Raw genomic sequence first — 21,704 nt, forward strand, 5'->3', positions numbered from 1 at the left:
GTGAATACTAACGTCAAAGATTTGTTGAAAAGATTTGGCTGGTTCGGCGTAATCTGTTGTGCGGCCTTAATTCTTTCCGTTCCGTCGCTGTGGCGGCGCGTCTCTTGGGAGCGAAGCGTCAGATCTGCAGCTATTGTCGTTGACGGCTCTCATCTGGATGGGTTGGCCGGGACGCCCGATCGGTTTCAAAAGGTCGTCGATCTGCTGAGCGCCGGCGCTTCCGGGATTATGGCCTCAGAGGCCACAGGGGAGGCGCTGGCTCAGGGTGCGGTGGAAGGCGTTTCTTTGCTTTCGCTGATGTCCGCGCCGGAGCCCGTCGCGGCCGCTTGGGCGCACAACTCCGGAACGGTCATCAGGCTGAAGGCCCCGTGCGACGTGACCGAAAGCCTGAACTACCTGAAACGCCGTTTTCCCTCCGGGCTGGGAGTCGTGGCGGGGCAGGAAAGCTATTTTGTCCTGCCGTTTCAGCCGAGCGCCGTTCAGACCCTTGGCGTGCTTCCTGACCTATCCATGCTGAACTGGCTGAACAATCAAGGCGTGCCGGTCATCTATCGCCCGGCTCAAGGCGGCGAGAGCAGTTCGTCGCTCGTCGAAAGCACGTCGTTTCTCTTAGGCTTATACAAGAACATTAGAGTTCTCGCCCCAGCCGGCGACGTCGCCGCCGGTTACCCCAGCGTAAACTGGGGAAAGATTGTCCGCCAGTATGGGATCCTCGTCGCCCAAATTGAATTTTCAACCCAAGTAGGCGAGACCCTTGGGGTAAACTCAGCGTGGCCGAACGTGGTGAGTTTGCACAGCGTCACCGACGAAGAGGTCCTTACCAGAGGAATAGACCGGCAGACCATGCTCGAACGCATGGTCCGCGCTGCCGTCGAGCGGTCCGTTCGCCTGTTGGTTCTGCGCCCCGACCCGCTGAAAGGGCTGAATCAGTCAGTTGACGACTATGCGGCAGACATCAGGCGCCTTGGACAGATGCTGACGAGGGCCGGCATCGGCAGGGGATGGCCTGAGGGGTTCCCGCTCTTTGGAAAGATGATCTGGTCGGCGCTCGGTCTGGGGCTCCTGTCGGTTGCCCTTGTCCTGCGTCACGGCATGCGGTGGGTGGACGTCCAGTGGGTTCCAACCCCTTTGAACCTAGCCAAAACGGCTGCGGCCGGGGTTCTTTTGGGCGCAGTCTTTTACTTTGTCCCGATAACGGCCCGGCTGGCCGGAGGCCTCGTCACAGGACTTTTAGCCGCCGAGGCGAGCCTGACGGCGATGGAGTTGTGGCGCGCTCCCCTGAGGGGCGTGCTGGTGGCGCTTGCCATGGTCCTAGTCGGCGGGCTCGTTGTGGCGAGCTTTTTTTCCACGTCGGCCTACACCTCCCGGCTGGTGACGTTTTCCGGCGTAAAGCTCACCTTGCTGCTCCCGCTGGCTCTCGTTCTCCTGCTTGACCTGCAGAGCAGAGAGCACCCCGAGTCGCTGCAGGAAGTCCTGAACCGTCCGCCGCTGTGGGGTGAGATCCTTTTGGGCGTGGTGGTCTTGGCCGCCATGGCGGTCGTCGTCGTCAGGAGCGGCAACACGACGTTCGTCCCCGGCTTTGAGCGGACAGCTCGTCAGTGGCTTGAGTCGGTTTTAGTGGCCCGTCCTCGGAGCAAAGAGCTCCTTGTCGGGTATCCGGCGCTGGTGTTCTGGTACTTCCTCAAGCGGAACGGCCTGTGGGGGCACTATCGGGAGATCCTTCGGCTGGCCGTCACGCTTGCCTTTTCGTCGGCGATCAACAGCTTCTGTCACTTCCACACGCCGCTGTTCATGACAGTCCTTCGGGACCTCAACGGCTGGTGGCTTGGGCTCCTGTTGGGAGCGGTCTTGCTGGCCGCTGCTTTCTGGGGCGTGACATGGGGACGCCGGCTACTTGAACGGGGGCGTGGGGCGTGAAGAAGTCGGAAGCCGTGCTGGCGGGGTACTTTGGCTTCGACAACTTAGGCGATGAGCTGCTGCTACTTGGGACCGTCAGCCTGTTTGAACAGGCGGGCGTGAGTCGAAGCGAGCTGATTGCGGCGTCCGCGTCCCCTCAGAAAACGGCGGAAACGTACGGGCTTCGAACGGTTGATCGCTGGAATGTCCTGTCGCTGTTCAAGGCCCTGCGCGGAGCGCGGCGTCTCGTTTTTGCCGGCGGCGGCATTTTTCAGGATCGGACGAGTCTCCGGTCGGTTTTCTACTACGCTGGACTTGTGGCGCTGGCCCGGCTGGCCGGCTGCCGCGTTTGGGCGATCGGTCAGTCGGTCGGCCCTCTGGAAGGCGGGCTGGCCCGTTCCCTGACCCGCTGGGCGCTTAAACGGTGCAGTCTGCTGACGGTGCGGGACAGCGAGTCAGTGGAAGTCTGTCACCAGCTCGGCTTGGCCTGCCGTCTTGTCCCTGACCTTTCCTTGGCTCTGACTGGACTCGTCTCGGACGAACCCAGCGGCGGCGCGATGCTTTTAAACGTCCGTCCCGGCCACGACGATCTGGCGGCAAGTGCCGCCGCGGCGGCCGGTCAGGCAGCTCAGCAAGCGGGACTTCCCCTAATTGGCGTGGCAATGGCGCCTGAAGACAAGCGGGCCTTGGAGCAGGCCTGTCTGGTCGCCGACGTCCAATTAGCTGAAGTAGTTCAGCCGTCGGTTGACGACCCAACGGGGATTTTCGCCCGCGCGAAGGCGGCCTTCGGCATGAGGCTTCACTTTGGCGCTCTGGCGCTGCTGACCGGTCGGGACTATCAGGCCGTTTCGTACGACCCGAAAGTCGCCGGCTTTGTCCGCCAGTGGGGCGGGGCCGTCTGGTCCGGCGGTCCCGCCAAGTGCGTTCCGTGGAAGAATCGGCCTGCTTTGGCCGGCGCGGCGGAGACGCTGCGACGGGTCCTTCAGGAGGCGCTGACAAAGGAAGCTGGACGATGACTTCCTCTGAGCTGGAGCGAATTGCGTCGGATGTGCGCGGCGACGTGGTGAGAATGACCGCTGGACTTCCGCCAGCGCGGATAGCGTCAGCCCTTTCGGCGGTTGACCTTTTTGTCGCCCTGTACTGGGGAGTGCTGAACGTCGATCCAGTCCATTTAGGCGCTTTGGACCGGGATCGGCTGATCATGGCCGATGACCGGCTCGTTCCGGCCTATTACGCTGTTCTGGCTCGCCGAGGCTTTTTCGGCCGGCAGAACCTGTGGTCATGGGGAAAGCTCGGCAGCCTGCTTCAAGGACTGCCGGACGATCGGCACACGCCGGGAATTGACGGGCCGGGAGGAGCCTCTTCCCTGAGTTTGGCCCTGGCATACGGCATGCTCCGCGGAAACGTCCGGCCTGTGAAGGTGTTCTGTCTCGTGAAAGCGGAAGAGTTTCAGGTTGAAACCTTCTGGAAGACGTGTCAGGCCTTAGGCGGCGCTGAAAAAACGCCTAAAATCCTTACTGTCACAGAAAACGGTGCACCGCGCCGGACGGCGGACGAGCTGGCTCAGATTGGCTGGGCGACGCGGGAAATCGACGGCCACGACTTCGAGGCGATGGGGCGCGCGTTCAGCTCTTCCGCTCAGTCCGAAGTCCTGTTCTGCCGCTGCCGCTCAGGCAAAGGCGTGTCGTTTCTCGAACAGCCCGGCCGTTTTTCTGAGAAGCCAATGTCCCAGCTTGACCGAGAGCAGGCGATCGGCGAACTGGAAAAACGGCCTTCGCCTCCGGAGGAGGAAATATCATGGACGTTTTAGTTCGGCAGGGACTCGCTCAGACGCTGGTTCAGCTGGCCAATCGGACGCCGGACATGAGGATCCTCTGTTCCAGCGGCCTCGATCGGGAACTGACGGCCGGGCTGGAGCGGAACCTTCCTGCTCATACTGAGAAAGCGATTCCGTCCTCTGAGGCTCTGGCCGCGCAGGCAGCTGGGCTTGTCCGGGCGGGGAAGCAGGTATGGTGCCTCGGCCCGTCGGTGGAGCTCGTCGCTGAAGCGTACAGCGCCCTTCGGGTTCTTTCCGCGTTTAACGGGCTGTCGGTCCGGCTTGTCTCAACTGTCGCCGGCCTTTCTGGCTCGTCAGAAGGAGCGGTGTCTCAAATGCTTGAGGATATTCCGCTCATGCGCTCTCTTCCCGGCATGACCGTTCTGATGCCGTCGGACGGCCCCTCGGCCCGCTTCCTGCTGGCTCATGCGTCCGGCGACGCTGGCGCCTCATATATTCGCCTGCCGTCGGCATTCCCGGCCCAGGACCTTTCCCGTCCCTTGCCGTTGGACGAGGAAAACTGGCGCGGGATGGCCCTGACCGACGGGAGCGATGTGACGATTTGCGCTTGTGGTATGATGATCCGGGAAGCGCTGAAGGCTGCCCAAGTTTTGGCGCGGCAGGGAATCGGCGCCAGCGTGGTGGACGTTTTCTCGCCGACGCACCTGCCGGAAGACGCGATCCTTTCGTCAGCCCGAAAGACCGGCTGCGTCGTTACGGTGGAAGAAGGCCGGCAGGCCGGCGGCATGGGAGAGGCGGTTGCTCAGCTGCTTTGCAGCGCCTACCCGGTTCCTGCCAAGAACCTGTCGATTCGCGATCGGGCTGGACAATCCGGCCTGTGCGATGAGCTGTTGGAGTACTATGGCCTATCGAGCCGGGATATCGTCACAGCGGCTGTTCAAGTATGGGCCATGAGGAGGCGGTAGAGTGCAGGTCGAAGCGATTGGGCTCAGCAAGGTATTTGACCCGAATATTCGGGCTCTTTCCGAACTGAACGTTCAAATAGACGAAGGGGAGTTCGTCTACCTCATTGGTGAGACCGGTTCGGGGAAGACGACGTTCATGCGGATGATGACCCGGGAAGTTCTGCCGTCGTCCGGCAGAATCTGCGTCGGCGGCGTGGATCTGCGGCGGATTCGCCGCTCAGATCTGCCGTATTTTCGCCGCGACGTGGGAGTCGTCTTTCAGGACTTCCGGCTTTTGCCCCAGCTGACCGCGTGGGAGAACGTCGCCTTCGCGTTGGAAGTCTGCGGCGCCCCTCTCAGAGAGATCCGGGACAGGACCGATGAGATCGTGGACCGGGTCGGCCTGTGGAACCGGCGGGACATGCGGCCCGACCAGCTTTCCGGCGGCGAGCGTCAGCGCGTGGCCATTGCCCGGGCAATCGTCAACAGTCCCCGGCTGTTTTTAGCTGACGAGCCGACGGGCAACCTTGACCCGCATACCGCCCAATACGTGATGAAGCTCATGCTGTCGATACACGCCGCCGGCACGACCGTGATCGTGGCCACTCACGACCACGACATGGTGGACACGTACCGCCACCGGGTCATTGAGCTTCACCAGGGGCGCTTGGTGCGCGACGAGCGGAAAGGGAGGTACAGCAGCGATGGGAACTTTTAGATACGTCGTCCGCGACGCCTTCCGAATTACCGGCCGCCATTGGGGCGTGAGTCTGCTCACGTTGCTGACGGCGACGGCTCTCTTCTTGCTGGTCGGCTGCAGCGCTGTGTTCTCTCTTTCAGTGCGGTCTCTGGCGCGCCGAGTGGAGAGCGATCTGGTCGTTCAGGCGTTCTGCGCTTCCGAAGCGGACGCCGCGGCGGTCAGCGAGAGGATGAGTTCAGTGCCAGCCGTCGTCTCCCGGCAGGTCGTGTCGCCTGACGAAGGGCTGGCTCGCCTGAAAGAAAAGCTGGGCGCCCAGTCTCAGGCCATAGCGATGGCCGGGGCGAACCCGCTCCCCTGGGCCGTTGAGCTGCGCGTCGCCCGAGCTGGTCTGATGCCTGACGTGGTCCGTAGTTTGTCCCAGATGAGCGAAGTAACAGACTTTATCTACGCCGGCGGCCTAGCTGACCGGCTCAGTCGGCTGTCGTACATGACGACTCGGGTTGGCGTCGCGATCGTAGCGTTGGCGTCGCTGATCTGCGCGCTGGTGTTTTACAACACGGTCCGAATAGCTATTGACTCACGGCGGCGGGAAATTGCCGCCATGCTCCTTGTCGGCGCGACTCGAACCTACGCCGTCGCTCCCTTTGTCATTCAAGGCATGATGCTTGGCGTCGGCGGGAGTCTGCTGGCAAGCGGCGCGCTTTTTGCCGGGTACGGTTCGGCTGTGGCGGATATCAATGAAGTCCTTCCGTTTCTCGGGCTCGTTCCCGATTACAGCGGGCTTCGTTCTGTCGTCCTCCTTCTCATGAGCGGCGGGTTGGCGCTCGGTTGGCTCTGCAGCCTGCTGGTCGCCGACCGGTTCGTCCGCCGGGCGGCGAAGCCGCTGTGACGATGCGGCGCTGCCTGCTTTTTGCCGCTGCGGCGCTCATCCTTTCCGGGAGCGCGTGGGCGGAGCCCGACTTGGACAGTCAGATCAAAGCTCAGCAGGATGAATTGGATCGGGTAAGCCGAATGACCCAGTTCCACCAGACCGAAATTCAAACGGTCAGACAGCAACAAAAAACGTATTCTGGCCAGCTCGAACAGCTGGATCAGAAAATGGCCGTCTCCCGGCAGAAAATCAACCTTCTTTCACTGCAGATTCGCAAAAACGACGAGGAGACCAAACGGCTTTCCCAAGAAATCGTGCAACGCACCGGGCGGATCGAAGAGCTTCAGAAGCTGCTCAACGAAAGGCTCGTGGCAATCTACAAGTACGGGACAGTGGCGGACTACAACCTGCTGCTTTCTGCCAGCAGCGCTGTTGAGCTCGGCTCGATAACCTACATGCTGGGACGGATCGCCCAGAGCGACCAAGCGATGATCACCGAACTGGCGTCGGAAAGAAAAAAGCTCTCCGAAGACAAAACGGCGCTGGAAACGAACCGCGCGCAGCTGGAAGGACGGAGAAAGGCCTTGGCGACTGAAGAAAGCCAGGCGAGGAAAGACGCCCAAGCAAAACAGTCCGTCATGGCACAGCTGGAGCAGAACGAGAAAGCCCATCAGGCCGCGTTGGAAGAGCTCAAGAACAACCAGCTGGCCCTGCAGAGGACCATTGACCGGCTTTTGGCACAAAAGGCTGAAGAGGCCCGACGGCGTCAAACCGAAGGCAGGCCTGCCATGCCGACGGTCGTCCACAAAGGGAAGCTGGCTTGGCCGTTAGACTCGCACAGGATCAGCAGCCCATTTGGCCCGCGCATTCATCCCAAGTTCAAAACCCGGAGCATGCACACCGGCATCGACCTGCCGGCGCCCAAAGGCACCCCGGTTAAGGCCGCCGGCGACGGAGTTGTGCTCTATGCCGGCTGGATCAGAGGCTACGGCCAAATCGTTATTCTTGACCACGGCAATCAAATGTCGACGGTGTACGCCCACCTGAGCGCCATCACAGTGCAGGAAGGCGCAAAAGTGAGCGCCGGCAGCACGGTCGGCCGGGTCGGAAGCTCCGGCGTGGCCACGGCGACGCACCTTCACTTTGAAGTTCGGATCGGCGGAACGGCGAAAAATCCAGTAGACTATTTGCCTAAATAGAGGAGATACATATGAGTTCAAAATGGCTTCGTTCTTTTATCACGGGTGTTGTGTGCTTTTGTGGGGCCGCCGTCCCGGCGGCCTGTCAGGGCGCCACGTGGGATCAGATAGTTCCGTTTACCCCAGAGGAACTATGGCTGATGAAACAAGTCCGCACGATCATCGAAACGTATCAGGTTGACGGCGCCCAGAAGCCTGCCAAAGACCAGGACGCTGTCTATGGCGCAATCCGCGGCATGGTGCAGGCGTGGAACGACCCGTACACCCGTTTTGTCACACCGAAGGACTTGGAAGAGGAAGAGATGAACATCAAAGGCGAGTACGGCGGCATCGGACTCGTCGTGTCCCAAAAAGATAACATGGTCGTCGCCATCAACCCGATTGACGATACGCCGGCGTTCCGAGCCGGCTTCAAGACCAACGACGAGATCGTCAAAGTAGACGAGACGAACGTGGTTGGCAAAAAACTGGACGAAGTGGTTAAAATGCTTCGCGGTGAAGCGGGCAAAAAGGTCACAGTTTGGGTGCGCCGCAAAGGCGTCGACCAGCTGCTGGAAATGAGCATGATACGCGAGAACATCAAGCTGGCGTCAGTGAAATTCACCGTCGTCGGCGACCGCGTGGGATACCTGCGGCTCAGCCAGTTTATCGCCACGTCGGCTGATGACCTGAAAAAGGCCATCAAAGCCTTGGAGCGAAAAAAGGTCAAAGGGTACGTTCTGGACCTGCGAAACAACGGCGGCGGTCTGCTTGACGCTGCGACGGCCATCTGCGACTTCTTCCTGGACGACGGCCCTATCGTCTCCACCAAAGGACGGGTTGAAAAAGCCAACGACTCCATCAGCGCGACGCCCGGAACTCTCACGTCCAAACCGCTGGTCATCCTGATCAACGGGGGCAGCGCCAGCGCCTCGGAAATCGTCTCCGGCTGCCTGCGGGACCGCGGCCGGGCGATCCTTGTGGGGGAGAAGAGTTTTGGAAAGGGCTCAGTCCAGACCCTGTTCAACTTGGCTGACGGCGCCGGACTCTACGTCACCATCGCCCGGTACTACACGCCAAGCGGCGAGCTGATCGACCACGTGGGCCTGACGCCGGACATTGAGGATAAGCTGCCTGAGGAAGAGAAAACCGCTTCTCAGATGGACGCCGAACAGAAAGAGAGTAAGCGCGAACAGGCGGCGTGGGAAGAAATGACCCCGGAAGAGAAAAAGGCCGAAAGCGACAGGAAGTGGCTGAAAGCCCTCGGCGAGGACCAGCAGCTTAAAAAGGCGGAAGAAATCCTCGATCGGCTTGTCGCCGGCGAAACTAGGGAACAGATTGTCCCAGCGAAGCCGGTCCAGCCGGCTGCAGGCGAGCAGGTTGACGCCGGGAAGGAAGCGCCCAAGTCCTCCGAGAAAACTTCAGAAAATCAACCGGTCAAAAAGCCTGACGCGAAGGAGCCGGCGCCCCTGAAGAAATGAGGCGTCCAACCTTCATTGCCTGCGCTGTCCTGCTTGCTGTCATAGCCTTGGTCTCCATTTCCTTGGCCCTGGCCCGGCCGGCGCCGCAAAAGCAGCCTCTGCCCGTGCTGGTCATTTCAGGCGGTGCAGAAGCTCCTTCAGGCGAAGCCCCGCAAAATTTGGGGACCCTTCCCAGCCCTGAGCCCACGATCGTTGAGCCGGAGGCGGGCAGGGAACCGGGAGAACGGAGCGGCAAAGCCCTGATGGCTCTCGTGATCGACGACTTTGGGACCAGCCTGACGATTGCGCAACAAATTGCTTCCCTTGGCGGCCCCAGCCGGTCGTTCACATGGGCCATCATGCCGGACTGTTCGGCCAGCCTGAGCTGCGCCCATCTGGCCGACAAAATCGGCCAGCCGTACATCGTCCACCTGCCCATGCAGGCGATCATTGATCCGGCCGGCCATCGGGACTACCTCATTGGGACGGACAGCTCACCGGAGCAAGTTCGGCGTCAAGTCGAACGGATGCGCAGTTTGTTTCCCCGAGCTCTGGGGGTGAACAATCACCGAGGATCCAAGGCCACGTCAAGCCAGAACACCATGGAAGCCTTCGGGGCCGCCATGGCCGACCAGAACGGCTGGGGTTTCCTTGACAGCCGGACGTCAGGCAAATCGGTAGCCCGGAGCACCGTCGCCAAGTACGGCGTCCCGGCCTTGGCAAATATGGCGTTTATCGATGGGGTCAGCAACTTGGACTACATGAAAGGGCAATTCGCCAAAGCGCTTCGCATAGCTCGAAGCCGTGGCGTCGGAATAGCCATCTGTCATGCCCGAACCGGCACGCTGCCGTTTTTGCGGTGGGTCTGTTCTCAACAGTTTGGCGGCGTGCAGTTTGTCCCATTGCATCAGCTGTGGTTCCCCGAAGAGGGGGCTAGGAGGTAAGAAGAATGAAAGGTTCGGTAATCGCGTTAATCGGCGCCCAGTGGGGCGACGAAGGCAAGGGCCGTATCGTCGATTCTCTCGGTGCGGGGGTGGACGTCTTTGCTCGCTTCCAAGGCGGGGCCAACGCTGGACACACAGTCATCGTCGGCAAGGAAAAGTACGTCTTTCACCTGCTGCCCTCGGGCATGCTCTACGCCGGTAAAACCTGTGTCATCGGCAGCGGCGTCGTCTTTGACCCTGACACGTTTGAAGAGGAAATCACCGCTCTCAATAAAAAAGGCATGGATCGGGCGCGCCTTGTCATCAGCCGGGCTTGCCAGGTCGTTATGCCGTATCACAAGCTGCTCGACCAGGCTCAGGAAAAACGTCGCGAATCCACCGGCCACAAAATCGGCACGACTGGCCGGGGAATCGGCCCGTGCTACGTGGACAAGTACGCCCGCACCGGCATTCGGGTAGAAGACCTTCTGGATCCCGATCTGCTCCGGACCAAGCTGGAATCGGCGCTGGACGAGAAGAACCTTCTTCTCACCCGGGTGTATGACCAGCACCCGCTGCCGTTTGACGAGCTGTACGAAAAAGCCCTGAGCTGGGGGCGGCGCTTAAAAGCGTACGTCGCCGACGCGTCCTATGAAGTCAACGAAGCCCTGAACGACGGACAGACCGTCCTGCTGGAAGGAGCGCAGGGCACTCTGCTTGACGTCGACTACGGCACCTATCCGATGGTCACCAGCTCCCACACAGTTGCAGGATTCGGCCCCGTCTCGCTTGGGATTAGTCCAGCCAGCGTGAGCCGGGTCATCGGCGTCGTCAAAGCGTACGCCACTCGAGTGGGCAGCGGCCCGTTCCCCACAGAAGACACCGGCGAAGACGGAGACGCGCTTCGGGCCGGCGGCGGCGAGTACGGCGCGACAACCGGCCGGCCGCGCCGTTGCGGTTGGCTGGACTTGGTTGCCCTTCGGTATGCCGTCCGTATTAACGGAATCACCGAACTGGCCCTGACCAAGCTCGACGTGCTGAGCAGTTTTGACACAATCCGGTACTGCAACGGCTATACGGCCGGCGACGGAGAGGCTCCAGTTCAGTTCCCCGCGTCGGAAGCGGGCCTGTCCCGAGTTCAGCCCGTCTACTCCCAGGTTCCGGGCTGGAAAACGGACATCTCTGCGGCTCGGACACTAAACGACCTGCCCCAAGCGGCGCGGGACTACGTGGCCCTCATTGAAAAAGCAGCGGGCGTTCCGGTCACCATGATCGGCGTCGGCAGCGAGCGGGATCAGTACATCTCCGTCAAGAAGTAACGTATTCCTGAAATAAAAACTTGCACATTTCCCGCTGAACCGATATAATGCCCTGTGTTCGGGCGATTAGCTCAGTGGAAGAGCGCTTCCTTCACACGGAAGAGGTCACAGGTTCGAACCCTGTATCGCCCACCATCAAAAATAGAAGCCCCGCCGGGTTGCTCCCGGCGGGGCTTTTTTATTGGCGCTCAAAACGGGTGCATTTTAATTGTTAACGCACGCGGTATCGCGATATGAAGAGTCCCAGAGCGTATGGTGAATTTTAATAGTCCGTCTCTCGATTAGAAACGCATAAGCTGTTGCTGGAAGTGATGATGAAGCTTCTGGTGTAATGACTGTCGCAGCAGCTTTAGTACTTCTCACTTAACTCGAGCCGAGCCACGGTCGATTTTTGGACTAAGGCTCGAAGGGCCTGCTATGCATCTCAATACGGTTTTGATAAAAAAATTCAACTTACCCTTTGACATTTTTCGGAGGGGGGTATAAGTTAACAAGATTATTCATTGCTAATTCATTGAGTGGTCTGATTATAGCTTTATTTGAGTAAAGCAAGAAGGCAACGCGTAATTTTTACAAAATTATATTATGTCCTACCTATGGAGACGTTTGCCATGGCCACTGTTGTAGGTGAGACGCTTTGCTGACAGCATCGACTTTGGCTGAAACGTTCAATTCAGTCCGCGCGGAAGAGTCGCACGATGAAAGAGACTAAAGCCACAGCGGAAAAATTCCGATATCTGAAACAGAAAACGCCGTCTAAAAGGTTGAAGACAACTTAGCTGTAACGCTCCCAGAGAGGGTCTTTCGCGAGCAGGAATCTAGAGAATCTTGCAAACGCGACGGCGGAAAGAATACGAATGAGTGGCATTTTTGCTGGCAGATAACTAGGCGAATATTTCGGCAGTCTCGCTTGTAGTCTGTGACTTGGACTCATTATGGGCAGCGAAAAAGAGCATGAATATGAAGTATCGGAGTACTTTCATGCGTATTTATCTACTGGGAAACTGAGTTGCACTGAAGCTCAGAAAACTCTGAACGGTTACACTCAGTGTTCATGCTCTTGCCGTTAAGGGTAAATATTGCAAGTGGTTTGTGGAATTCTTCTGAACAACGGTCGTTACACAAAAAGGAATATCTCACAAGATATTTTTTGGGGTAACTGTGTTAAACCTTCGCGTCAGTGTTGAAGATGGGCTAATTCATGCATGAGACGGAAACATGTGCAATAGAGATTCAGGCTAACGCCGCATTCTCGGCGGTATTTTCTTGTCATGTTTTGGCAGTGGAATAAAAATGAATAAATTTGCGCTAAAAGGAGGGGTGTTTCCGACAATTTAGTTATTAATTTTTGAGGACTGTTTCAGGCGCTCAAAGTATGCAAATTAAAAGAATAGAGGGGCTATTTTGGAAAACTGGGGATTGATTTCTGTTGTTCCGGTAACGGTTCTGTTTATTGTGGCTTTTGCTACGAAGAAGTCTCTCGAGCCTTTGCTTGTCGCGGCATTGGTCGGACATGTTATTTTGTATAAGGGATCTTTTATCACCCGTTGGGTAGCAACCCTATATAAAGTTATGGGTTCATCCCATATGATATGGCTTATCCTCGTGGTGACCTTATTTGGTGCCCTGATTGCCTTGCTGGAAAAATCAGGAGGCTTGCGTGGCTTTACAAAAGTGGCGCTGAAATATACAAATACTCGCAAAAGGTCTTTGGTCATCACGTGGCTTTTGGGTTGTGTATTCTTCCTCGACGATTATCTTCACAACCTGACCGTCGGGCCGACTATGATGGGGGTTGCCGACTCCCATGGTATTAAGAGAACGGAGTTGGCCTATATTGTTAACGCCAACGCAGCGAACCTTTGCTGTGTAGTTCCTATATCCTCATGGGTCGTTTTCTTTGCGGGTCTTCTGGAAACTTCCGGTTTAACTGTTAACGGAACAGGCTATAACGCGTATCTGGCTATCATTCCATATCTGTTCTACTGCTGGTTAGGAATGCTAGTCTCCCTGTTCTTTGCCATCGGCATCATTCCTGCTATTGGCGCCATGAAGAAAATATCTCCTGTCTTGGTCAACGAGGAGACTGAAGAAGAGCAAGACAAGCCGATGTTGCTCAACTTCCTGCTGCCTGTCATCACGCTCGTTCTTGTCACTCTTCTATGCGAAAACGAGATGCTTTACGGAATTCTGGCAGCGATCGTTGTCTGTCTCGTGGTCTTTATGGCAACGAAGACCATGACGTACGACGAGTTCTTCAAAACCCTCATGCAGGGCATGAAGAATATGGTGTTTATTGATACGCTGCTCATCGTCGCTTTTACTCTGAAAGATGCAAACGACACGTTGGGGCTTGCAAACTATATTATCAGCGTCGTCAGTCCTATCATGAAGGGCGGATTACTTCCCGTGGTTACCTTCATCGTCTGCATGATTTATGCTTACGTTACCAGCTGCTTCTGGAGCATGGCGGCTGTTATGTTGCCAATAGTTATTCCTCTTGCGCAGGGTATGGGCGTTAACGTATTCTTAACTGTCGGTGCCGTGTTCTCAGCAGCAGCATTTGGCTCTCAGACTTGTCTGTTTTCCGATGCGCTGATCATGAACAGTGGAGCGCTTAACATCACTACTGCAGATCACGGTATGACGACGCTTCCTTACGCACTTATCGGCGCCGGCGTCGCGTGCGTGCTGTACGCAGTTGGCGGTTTTGTCCTTTAAATCAGGCGAGCGTTCTGAAAGGGGCCAGTATTATGGAAGCTGACTTGATTATCACCGGCGACCATGTTTTTACCGGTCTTGAAGATTATCCTGTTCGGAAAGCTGTTTGTATAAGAGGCAACAAAATTATTAGCGTGTGTTCGCCCGAAGAAGCCCGTGAGTATATGGGGGCTGCCACAGTTGTGAAGGAGTATCCAGAGCAGTTGATCATGCCCGGTTTTTTTGATGGGCATGTGCATGCGTTCCTTGGTGGAATCTTTGCCCGAGCAGTTGACCTCTCCAAATGCAGGAGTGAAGCTGAGGCCGTTGACACAGTGAAACTCTTTGCTGATGCCCATCCTGAGCTGCACTGGATTGTGGGTACTGACTGGTCAAATCTTACATGGGGAACGCAGAACAACCCAAGCAAGCATTCACTTGATGCGAAGCTCCCCGATAAGCCAGTATATCTAATCAACCTCGAGGGCCATTCAGCATGGATAAACTCTGCTGCCATCAAAGAGAGCGGCATAGCAAACCACAAGGAGCTTAAGCCGGAGCTTTTAGAGCGGGACAAAAACGGCGAGCTGACGGGGTATATTTCTGAAGAGTCTATGCTCGTAGTGGCTGCTTTAGCTTTTGATATGCCCATGTGCGTGCAGGGCGAAATCCTCCAAGAATTTTTAGACAAAGCAAAAAAACTTGGAGTCACAGCCATAAGCAATATCCAGTGCTACCAGGGATCTGATATTGACATTGGCAACCTGGAAATACTTCGGGAGTTTGAGCGCGAAGGAAAATTAACGACGCGTTTCTTTGTGGCTGTGGGGCTGACGGGTGACTTAAAGCGTCCTCGGAAACTGCGCGAGATGTATCATTCGGATGTTTTTTCGTTCTCAGGGCTGAAACACATAGTAGACGGCACAGCCACGGGCTGGACAGCTTTAATGGTTGATCCTTATTCAGACAAACCGGACAGTATTGGCTCAAGCCGTATTACTAAAGAAGAGCTTGAAAAAAGGGTTGTCGCTGCCGACAAGGAGGGATTCCGCGTTCGAATGCACGCCTGCGGCGACGGTTCTGTCAGACGTGCCTTGGACTGTTACGAAAAAGCACAAATTGAAAATGGGAAACGCGACTCTAGGCACACGATAGAACACATTGAGATCATTAAGAAAGAGGATATTCCGAGATTTGTGCAGCTCGGAGTTGTGGCCTCTATGCAGCCGAACCACATTTCATTGTGCGACAGCTTTGATGATAACCCGTATTTTGACAGGCTTGGTAAAGACCGAGCCGCAGGTACTTGGCCTATACGTTCAATAATGGAAACCGGCGCACATGTTCAGTTTGGGACGGATTTCCCAATTTACGAACTCAACCCAATGCTAGCTGTATTCCGCGCTACCACACGGCTTTATAATGATGGTAAGCCTAGTGGAGGCTGGAATCCCAGCGAAAAAATAGGGCTGAGTGAGACGCTCAAAGCCTATACCTATGGTTCAGCCTATGGCGCTTTTATGGAAGACAAGTTGGGGACATTAGAGTGCGGCAAATACGCTGATATCGTCGTCCTAGATAAAAACCTATTCTCCCTTGACGATCCATGGCAGATACTTGAAACGAAACCTTGTCTCACAGTCTCTAACGGTCGGATAGTTTTTGAGTCTTAGAATATATCCGTAAAGATTATAGTCCTCACTGGATATGGTCCTAAGCTACGAGAGGTTTAGCGTTTGTGCTGAATCTCTCGTTTTTTGTTGCCGATACATGGCTTTGAGGATAACACGAATAATTGATCCGACTTGATTGAGAGAAAAATTTTCCAATTCATTGCTGAGGCATTTTTCGCTTCTTCCCCTGACGATTTCATCAAGCACAGCTGATGAGCCAAACCGCGAGTTCATAATATAAAACTTACTTCGTCGATTTCTAAAAGGTCGCTTTTATACTCAGTAATTAAAAACGGGATTAATAAGACAAAGCCATGGCTTTATCATCTTAACGGAGGCGTTGCAGAATTATTTTCGAGTGGATATTTTTATAAACAATTCAGAGATTAAAGCGTTTCTTCCGTGTACAGCAAATAACAAATAACTTGAGATGTCCTTCCGCGATGAAGAGTGAGAACGCTCATTCGGAAAAAGAAATAATTATGAAGATACTGATGTTTTTGAGCGAATATGCTTGCAGTCGGTAGTATGTCTTCCCATTTGCCCCCAGTCACAGCAAGTTTCAAAAAAATGCAAGATCAGAAATTGTTTAATTGATAACAACAAATGGCACCACGTTTTCCCGGAGATAAGAGGTATCAAATTTCGGTGAATATAGCCTCAAAGAAGAGTAGAGATTTGACATGTCTACGGCATCAGCTTAACAGAGCTTGTATCATTAGATCATTAAAAAAGAAGCGCCGCTTCCGGTTGGGCGGAAGCGGCGTTCACAAAGGAGGGCGCGTGATGAAGCTGTCTTGCTGCGCTGCGCTTTTGCAGGCTGTTGCGGCGCAACCTGTAAAAGACATACGAATCCTACAGCTGGAAGCTATCCTTTTCATCGAAAGTACCACGAATTGGCAGGTCAGGATAAATATGCAGTTTTTATTCGCTTCAGCAAATTTAACAGCGGTTGTGCCCGCTGGACGGCGGGGCTCGCGGCGGCAAGGGCAGCTGTTTTATGGTTCAACAGCTTCGGCGGTTGCACAGCCAGAACAAACGGACTGGACAAACGGAGCGGCGGGAAGGACTGGCTTTTCCACAACGCTCGGGAGACTCATGGACGAACCAGCCGATTGCCGAGGTATCAGACGGCCTTTCCTTGACGCTTGAGTAACTCGTATAATACAAGAGACGAAGGCGAGTTGCTGGGATCCGATTTGTCGTTGGGGCGGTGTCGGCTCTCAACGGCTGAGGATGAAGCGGGGAAAAGGAGGCGCAGGCATGGTTGACCAAAGCCGTCTCGGGGCAGCGAAGGTGCTGTGGGACCATTGGCGGTTTGAGCCGTGGCAGAGTGGCACGGCCGAGGGATTATATCGGAAGGTGACGTTTATCAAGGCGGGGATCTTGGGCGAAGTCGGACGGTACTACGTGAACGACTTCATCGTCTGGCGGTACGAGGACGGCGACGTGAAGCGTCTCTTTCGGGGAACGAAGCACCAGTCGGAAGTCATGACTCACCGATACCTGTTCGTCTCGTCGGGGGGCCAGAACTTTGAAAGGAAGCGGTCCATCTGGCTGGGGTTCGGCGGGTTTGTTGAGGCGTACGGGTATGCTCTGGGGAGCGGTTCTCCGGCGAAGGGCGTCGTGGACTTGGCCTATCTGGTCGACCAAGCTGTGGGCATCGCCGACGGAACTCCGGCCGGACTTCAGCCGGATATCGAGAGCGTTGCCGCAGAGGTGGCGGCAAGGAGTCAGGAGGTTCACGAGCGGGATTCCGTCTGAATTTGGAAATATGCGTGATAAGTTAGTTCAATTTTCCTTTGATGAGGACTTCCCTGAACGGCAATAACGCGGTAAAATATACGTAATCCCTCCGAGATGGCGGTCTGTGCAGGGGCGGAGGGCAGAAGACGAAAGTCTGAAGACTTACTTGGAGGTGGGAGAATTGACGTTCGCGTTGATGTTCATCTGTGCAGCCGCTGTGTTCCTCGTTGGCTTTAAGTTCTACGGGCGCTTCATGTCCGAGACGTACGGCCTTTCAAACGATTGTGAAACTCCGGCGGTTAGGCTGTATGACGGGATTGACTACTGTCCGGCGCACCCGGCAGTCCTTCTGGGACACCACTTCTCGTCCATCGCAGGCGCCGGCCCGATCACTGGGCCTATCGCTGCTGCCATGGTCTGGGGCTGGTTCCCCACGCTGATTTGGTGCATGGTTGGTTCGACGTTCTTGGGCGGCCCGCACGATATGGGCTCTCTGGTCGCGTCGCTGCGCCACGACGGCAAATCGATCGGTGAGGTTATTGAGCACTGGATGGGGCGGACCGGCAAGATCCTGTTCCTTTGCTTCACCATTCTGACGCTGATCCTCGTCGTCGCCGTGTTTCTTGCCCTGTCGGTCGGCACGTTCGTCAACGACGCGGCAGTGGCCTTCGTCTCCTGCTTGTACATCGGTCTGGCGGTCGTCGCCGGGCTTTTGATGTACCGGACCAAGCTTCCGCTCTGGGTGACCACGGTGGTCATGCTGGCCATCATCGGCTACGCCTGCGTGCACGTCTCTCCCGAGAACACGCCGGCTCTGACCGAGGCGTTCAAGCATCCGTTCAGCTCGTTTGTCTCCTATCTTCCCACCACTGGACTTGAAGGGGACGCTCTGACGGCTGCTATCAAGGCCAACGCGGCCAAGTCCACGCTGGTTTGGTACTGGGTGCTGTCCATTTACATCCTGTTGGCTTCCATTCTGCCTGTGTGGCTTCTGCTTCAGCCTCGCGATTACTTGGCGTCTTACTTCCTGTATTTCGCGGTTATCGTCGGCGCCATCGGCATGCTCTTCGGGTCGCACCTGAACAGCAACACGATTATGAGCTACGACGCGTCGAAGCCTCTCATGGGCCTGTCCAACGTGGGCATGTGGCCGATGCTGTTCATCACCGTGGCCTGCGGCGCTATTTCCGGCTTCCACTCGCTGGTCGGCTCCGGCACGACGGCGAAGCAGCTGGCTAAGGAAAAGGATTCCGTGCTGGTCGGCTACGGTGCCATGTTAATCGAAGGTCTTGTCGCCGTCATCGCTCTGGGCACGCTGATGGTCGTCGGCAAGGAGAAGGCCGTCGGTCTGAACCCGGTCATCATTTTCTCTCAGGGGTTCGGCCGCTTTGCTGAGCTGATCGGCTGCAACTACGAGCTGGGTGTGCGGTTGGGCGCAATCGCCATCAACAGCTTCCTGCTTACCTCGCTTGACACCGCGACCCGTCTGACCCGGTACGAGATTCAGGAAATCTCCAACATGAAGATCAACAAGTACGCGGCGACGATCTTCGCCGTGGTTGCCGCTCTGCTTCTGGTGGTTGTCCAGGCTCACGACGTCAAGGGCAACGTTATCCCGGCGTGGAAGGCTATTTGGCCCGTGTTCGGTTCTGCCAACCAGCTGGTCGCCGCCCTGTCGCTGCTGGGCATCTCTGTTTGGGTCCGCAAGGGCTTGAAGAAGGACAACAAGTTCCTGACGATCCCGTTCTGGTTCATGTTCGTCACCACGTTCTGCGCGCTGGTTCTGATGATCAAGTCGAACCTGATCGACGCGGCCAAGCCCAACTACCTGTTGGGCATCATGCCGACCATTCTGGTTATTCTCGCTCTGGCTCTACTGATCACCAGCTTCAAGAATGCCAATTACATGCCGGCCGAGAAAAAATAAGATATCATCCCTTTCCTGCACGCAAAAAGGCCTGGTGCATATGCACCAGGCCTTTTTGTATGCCCTCTTTCCATCAGTTCCAGTCGATTTCCGTTTTGGTCAGGTGATTCGTTCGGTTGAGGAACAGTAGCATGTAGCCTCTGTCCGGCTCATGGGCCAAGAGGGATATGGACGCGGCGTCCACCGCCAGCCGCCAGAAGGACGGCTGGCCGATGCCAAGGCATTCGGCCAGCATGGGCTTGATAACCGACCGGTGAGAGACGACCGCAAACGCTCCCCCGGCGTGCCGCCGAACCAGTTCATCTAGGGCCTTTTTTGCCCGGCGCCCCGCCTGCTGAAGCGTCTCCATTCCCGGCTCGGCCAGTGACTCCGGATCGGTGAGCCATAAATGCCACAGTTCGGGGAACCGTCGGGCGATTTCGTCTTTTTTGACGCCCTCCCAGCTGCCGAGGGAGATATTTGTCAGTCCGGGGACGAGCTCGACGCCAAGCCCAAGGGCGCGGGCGATCGGCTCGGCCGTGCTCACGGCCCGGACCAGCGGGCTGGAGTAGACCGCTTGAATGGGGGCGTTTTTGAGGGCGGCCGCCGCCTCCTCCGCCTGCCGGAGTCCTGTCTCGTCGAGCGGGAAGTCGTGCCGTCCGCGGAACCGGCCTTCTCGGTTGCCGTCGCTTTGTCCGTGCCGAATTAGGAAGATAAGGGTTCTCGTCTGATCAGTCATAAGAGTCGTCCTTTCTGCGTCAAATCGTGTCCGTCCCATTGTACCCGATCTGTCGAAACGCGGCGTGAAACCAGCTTTTTTCCTGACCGCCGGATCGGTCAAACGAATTTGACCAGTATTGACAATATGGTCGAACCTTGCTATTCTTAGCGTGTTTCGAGCGTTAGCACTCATAATACTCAAGTGCTAATAAGGAGGTGATGGCTTGCTCACCGAGCGTCAGCTGGAGATCATTCTGGCGTTAGTCTACGAGTACATTCAGACCGGCGAGCCGGTAGGGTCAAGGACTCTTTCTAAAAAGTACCTGACAGACCACAGTCCGGCGACGGTTCGCAACGAGATGTCCGACTTGGAGGAGCTTGGGTACTTCAGCAAGCCTCACTCTTCGGCCGGACGGCTGCCCACGTCGAGGGCGTACCGGCTGTACGTGGACGCGATCCTGCATCGGCCGGCTCCGCAAATGAGCGATATGGGCGAGCTGGTTTCAGGACTTGACCTGCAGCTCAAGGGGCTGGACGAGCGGCTCGGCGAGGTGTCGCGGTTTCTGAGCCGTCTGACCCGGTGCCTGAGCGTGGCGGCGGTTCGCGTTTTGGACGATCTGCGGGTGCATAAGGTTGATTTCGTCCGGGTTTCCAGCGTTTCCACGCTGGTGATTCTCGTTTTTGACGGCGGTCGGGTACGGCATGCTCGCCTGCCGATGCCGGCAGAGCTGACCGACGAGGCTCTGGACGATCTGGCTGGAGCGCTAAACCATCAGCTTCGCGGCCGGACGTGGCGTGAGGCCCGTCGGACGTTGGGCGAGTTTTTGACTCACTGGTCAGTTCCCGAGCGGACGGCGATGGACGACACGCTGGACCGGCTGGAGGAGATCATGGACCGAGAGCGGCTGACCGTGTCGGCCGGCGGCGCCGTTCAGGTGCTGCAGGCGGCGGAGGACGGCCGGCTCGAACAGCCTCAAGGCTTGCTACGCCTTCTTGAAGAAGGTGACGCGGTAGAAAGCCTGATCACCGATTACGCGGCTCCTGAGGGCATACGGGTGACGATTGGGCCGGAAAACCGGGCCGACGCGATGAAGGACTGTTCGGTCGTCATGGCGTCGTCATCGTCTCGGGGGCGGCAGGCCGTTCTCGGGCTGATTGGCCCGCTTCGCATGAACTATCAGCGCTCGATCGCGATTCTTGACGCCGTTTTGTCGGCTCTGAACCCGGCGGGCGACGACGGGAGGTAAAAGGGATGGACGAAGAGAAGAAGCAGGCCGGCGGAACGCCGCAGGAAGAGGCCTCTCAGGAAGGCGCCGGCGGGACGGACGCGCAGGAAGCGTCCGCTCAAGCTGGGGGGAGCCGAAGGCTCCTGATTTTTCTGAGGAGCTGACGCGTCTGCAGGCGGAGCGGGATCAGTTCCGCGAGCTGGCGGCTCGGGCTCAGGCCGACGGGATTAACTATCGCAACTGGGCCGAAAAGGAATTCAAGCGTCTGAAGGCTCAAGGTTCTGAGCGGGCTGTCACGGCCCTCTTGCCGGTTCTGGACAACTTGGAGCGGGCGCTTGAGGCCGGCGGCGACGGCCAAGGGATCTGCCAAGGCGTGAGAATGGTTCGGGATCAGTTTCTGAGCGCCTTGGAAACTTTGGGCGTGACGGTTATCGACCCGACTGGACAGGAGTTTTCCCCGCTCCTTCATCACGCGGTCGCTCTGGTGGAGACCGATGACCCGGCTCAGGACGGACAGGTCATCGACGTGTTCCGCAAGGGGTACAGCATGAACGGCACGGCAATTCGGCCCGCGCAGGTGCGGGTTGGTCGGCTCAAAGAGACTCCAGAGCCGGCTCCTGAAGCCGGCGCGCAGGAATAAAACGACTCGACGGCGGCGCCGAAAC

18 protein-coding genes and 1 tRNA gene are annotated in these 21,704 nt (G+C 56.9%); 18 read left to right on the forward strand and 1 reads right to left on the reverse strand.

From position 1 onward, the window contains the following. From HMPREF1249_RS00140 to HMPREF1249_RS00215, 15 genes are all read left to right on the forward strand, one after another. Positions 1-1,917, forward strand: coding sequence for a DUF5693 family protein (locus tag HMPREF1249_RS00140; RefSeq protein ID WP_021775616.1), 1,917 nt, complete (start codon positions 1-3; stop codon positions 1,915-1,917). Then, on the forward strand, positions 1,914-2,912 hold the full coding sequence (locus HMPREF1249_RS00145) for a polysaccharide pyruvyl transferase family protein (RefSeq protein WP_021775611.1): 999 nt from the start codon (positions 1,914-1,916) through the stop codon (positions 2,910-2,912). Before HMPREF1249_RS00140 ends, HMPREF1249_RS00145 begins: the two co-directional genes overlap by 4 nt. Next, positions 2,909-3,706 carry a transketolase gene (locus tag HMPREF1249_RS00150; RefSeq protein ID WP_021775631.1) on the forward strand — a complete coding sequence of 266 codons (798 nt, stop codon included), beginning with the start codon at positions 2,909-2,911 and terminating at the stop codon, positions 3,704-3,706. Before HMPREF1249_RS00145 ends, HMPREF1249_RS00150 begins: the two co-directional genes overlap by 4 nt. Further along, entirely contained in the window at positions 3,694-4,638 is a 945-nt protein-coding gene (locus HMPREF1249_RS00155; protein WP_021775629.1) for a transketolase family protein, read from the forward strand. The genes HMPREF1249_RS00150 and HMPREF1249_RS00155 overlap by 13 nt, the downstream gene beginning before the upstream one ends. Before the next feature lies 1 nt (position 4,639). Then, positions 4,640-5,335, forward strand: a complete 696-nt coding sequence (locus tag HMPREF1249_RS00160; RefSeq protein WP_008521465.1) for a cell division ATP-binding protein FtsE — start codon at positions 4,640-4,642, stop codon at positions 5,333-5,335. After that, positions 5,322-6,206, forward strand: coding sequence for a cell division protein FtsX (locus tag HMPREF1249_RS00165; protein WP_021775625.1), 885 nt, complete (start codon positions 5,322-5,324; stop codon positions 6,204-6,206). The genes HMPREF1249_RS00160 and HMPREF1249_RS00165 overlap by 14 nt, the downstream gene beginning before the upstream one ends. A gap of 2 nt (positions 6,207-6,208) precedes the next feature. Then, the gene (locus HMPREF1249_RS00170) at positions 6,209-7,387 is read left to right on the forward strand and encodes a murein hydrolase activator EnvC family protein (RefSeq protein ID WP_008521463.1); all 1,179 of its coding nucleotides are present in this window, start codon (positions 6,209-6,211) and stop codon (positions 7,385-7,387) included. A 140-nt stretch (positions 7,388-7,527) separates the two neighbouring features. Then, positions 7,528-8,847 (forward strand): S41 family peptidase, encoded by a 1,320-nt coding sequence (locus tag HMPREF1249_RS00175; protein ID WP_231366859.1) that lies wholly within the window; start codon positions 7,528-7,530, stop codon positions 8,845-8,847. Continuing rightward, the gene (locus tag HMPREF1249_RS00180; protein WP_021775628.1) at positions 8,844-9,770 is read left to right on the forward strand and encodes a divergent polysaccharide deacetylase family protein; all 927 of its coding nucleotides are present in this window, start codon (positions 8,844-8,846) and stop codon (positions 9,768-9,770) included. Before HMPREF1249_RS00175 ends, HMPREF1249_RS00180 begins: the two co-directional genes overlap by 4 nt. Positions 9,771-9,775: 5 nt before the next feature. Then, a complete protein-coding gene (locus tag HMPREF1249_RS00185; RefSeq protein WP_021775620.1) occupies positions 9,776-11,068 on the forward strand; it encodes an adenylosuccinate synthase in 1,293 nt (430 codons plus the stop codon). A 60-nt stretch (positions 11,069-11,128) separates the two neighbouring features. Continuing rightward, positions 11,129-11,203 (forward strand) — tRNA-Val (locus tag HMPREF1249_RS00190). A gap of 1,269 nt (positions 11,204-12,472) precedes the next feature. Further along, a complete protein-coding gene (locus HMPREF1249_RS00195) occupies positions 12,473-13,789 on the forward strand; it encodes a Na+/H+ antiporter NhaC family protein (RefSeq protein ID WP_021775621.1) in 1,317 nt (438 codons plus the stop codon). 32 nt (positions 13,790-13,821) lie between these two features. Further along, the gene (locus HMPREF1249_RS00200) at positions 13,822-15,441 is read left to right on the forward strand and encodes an amidohydrolase (RefSeq protein ID WP_008523034.1); all 1,620 of its coding nucleotides are present in this window, start codon (positions 13,822-13,824) and stop codon (positions 15,439-15,441) included. 1,263 nt (positions 15,442-16,704) lie between these two features. After that, complete coding sequence (locus HMPREF1249_RS00210; RefSeq protein ID WP_021775623.1) at positions 16,705-17,205, forward strand: hypothetical protein; 501 nt, start codon at positions 16,705-16,707, stop codon at positions 17,203-17,205. 163 nt (positions 17,206-17,368) lie between these two features. Continuing rightward, entirely contained in the window at positions 17,369-19,114 is a 1,746-nt protein-coding gene (locus HMPREF1249_RS00215; protein WP_039872960.1) for a carbon starvation CstA family protein, read from the forward strand. Positions 19,115-19,187: 73 nt separating this feature from the next. Here HMPREF1249_RS00215 and HMPREF1249_RS00220 read toward each other — a convergent pair whose 3' ends face one another. Continuing rightward, complete coding sequence (locus tag HMPREF1249_RS00220; RefSeq protein ID WP_021775626.1) at positions 19,188-19,832, reverse strand: histidine phosphatase family protein; 645 nt, start codon at positions 19,830-19,832, stop codon at positions 19,188-19,190. 205 nt (positions 19,833-20,037) lie between these two features. Here HMPREF1249_RS00220 and hrcA point away from each other — a divergent pair, with 205 nt between their 5' ends. From hrcA to HMPREF1249_RS00230, 3 genes are read left to right on the forward strand one after another with little or no spacing between them, the layout of a single operon-like run. After that, complete coding sequence (hrcA, locus tag HMPREF1249_RS00225) at positions 20,038-21,060, forward strand: heat-inducible transcriptional repressor HrcA (protein ID WP_008521450.1); 1,023 nt, start codon at positions 20,038-20,040, stop codon at positions 21,058-21,060. Between the two features lie 5 nt (positions 21,061-21,065). Further along, entirely contained in the window at positions 21,066-21,203 is a 138-nt protein-coding gene (locus tag HMPREF1249_RS08050; protein WP_021775615.1) for a hypothetical protein, read from the forward strand. 5 nt (positions 21,204-21,208) lie between these two features. Then, positions 21,209-21,679 carry a nucleotide exchange factor GrpE gene (locus HMPREF1249_RS00230; RefSeq protein WP_231366862.1) on the forward strand — a complete coding sequence of 157 codons (471 nt, stop codon included), beginning with the start codon at positions 21,209-21,211 and terminating at the stop codon, positions 21,677-21,679. Positions 21,680-21,704 lie beyond the last annotated feature (25 nt).

It is taken from the genome of Jonquetella sp. BV3C21 (assembly GCF_000468895.1).
In the GTDB taxonomy this organism is placed as follows: domain Bacteria; phylum Synergistota; class Synergistia; order Synergistales; family Dethiosulfovibrionaceae; genus Jonquetella; species Jonquetella anthropi.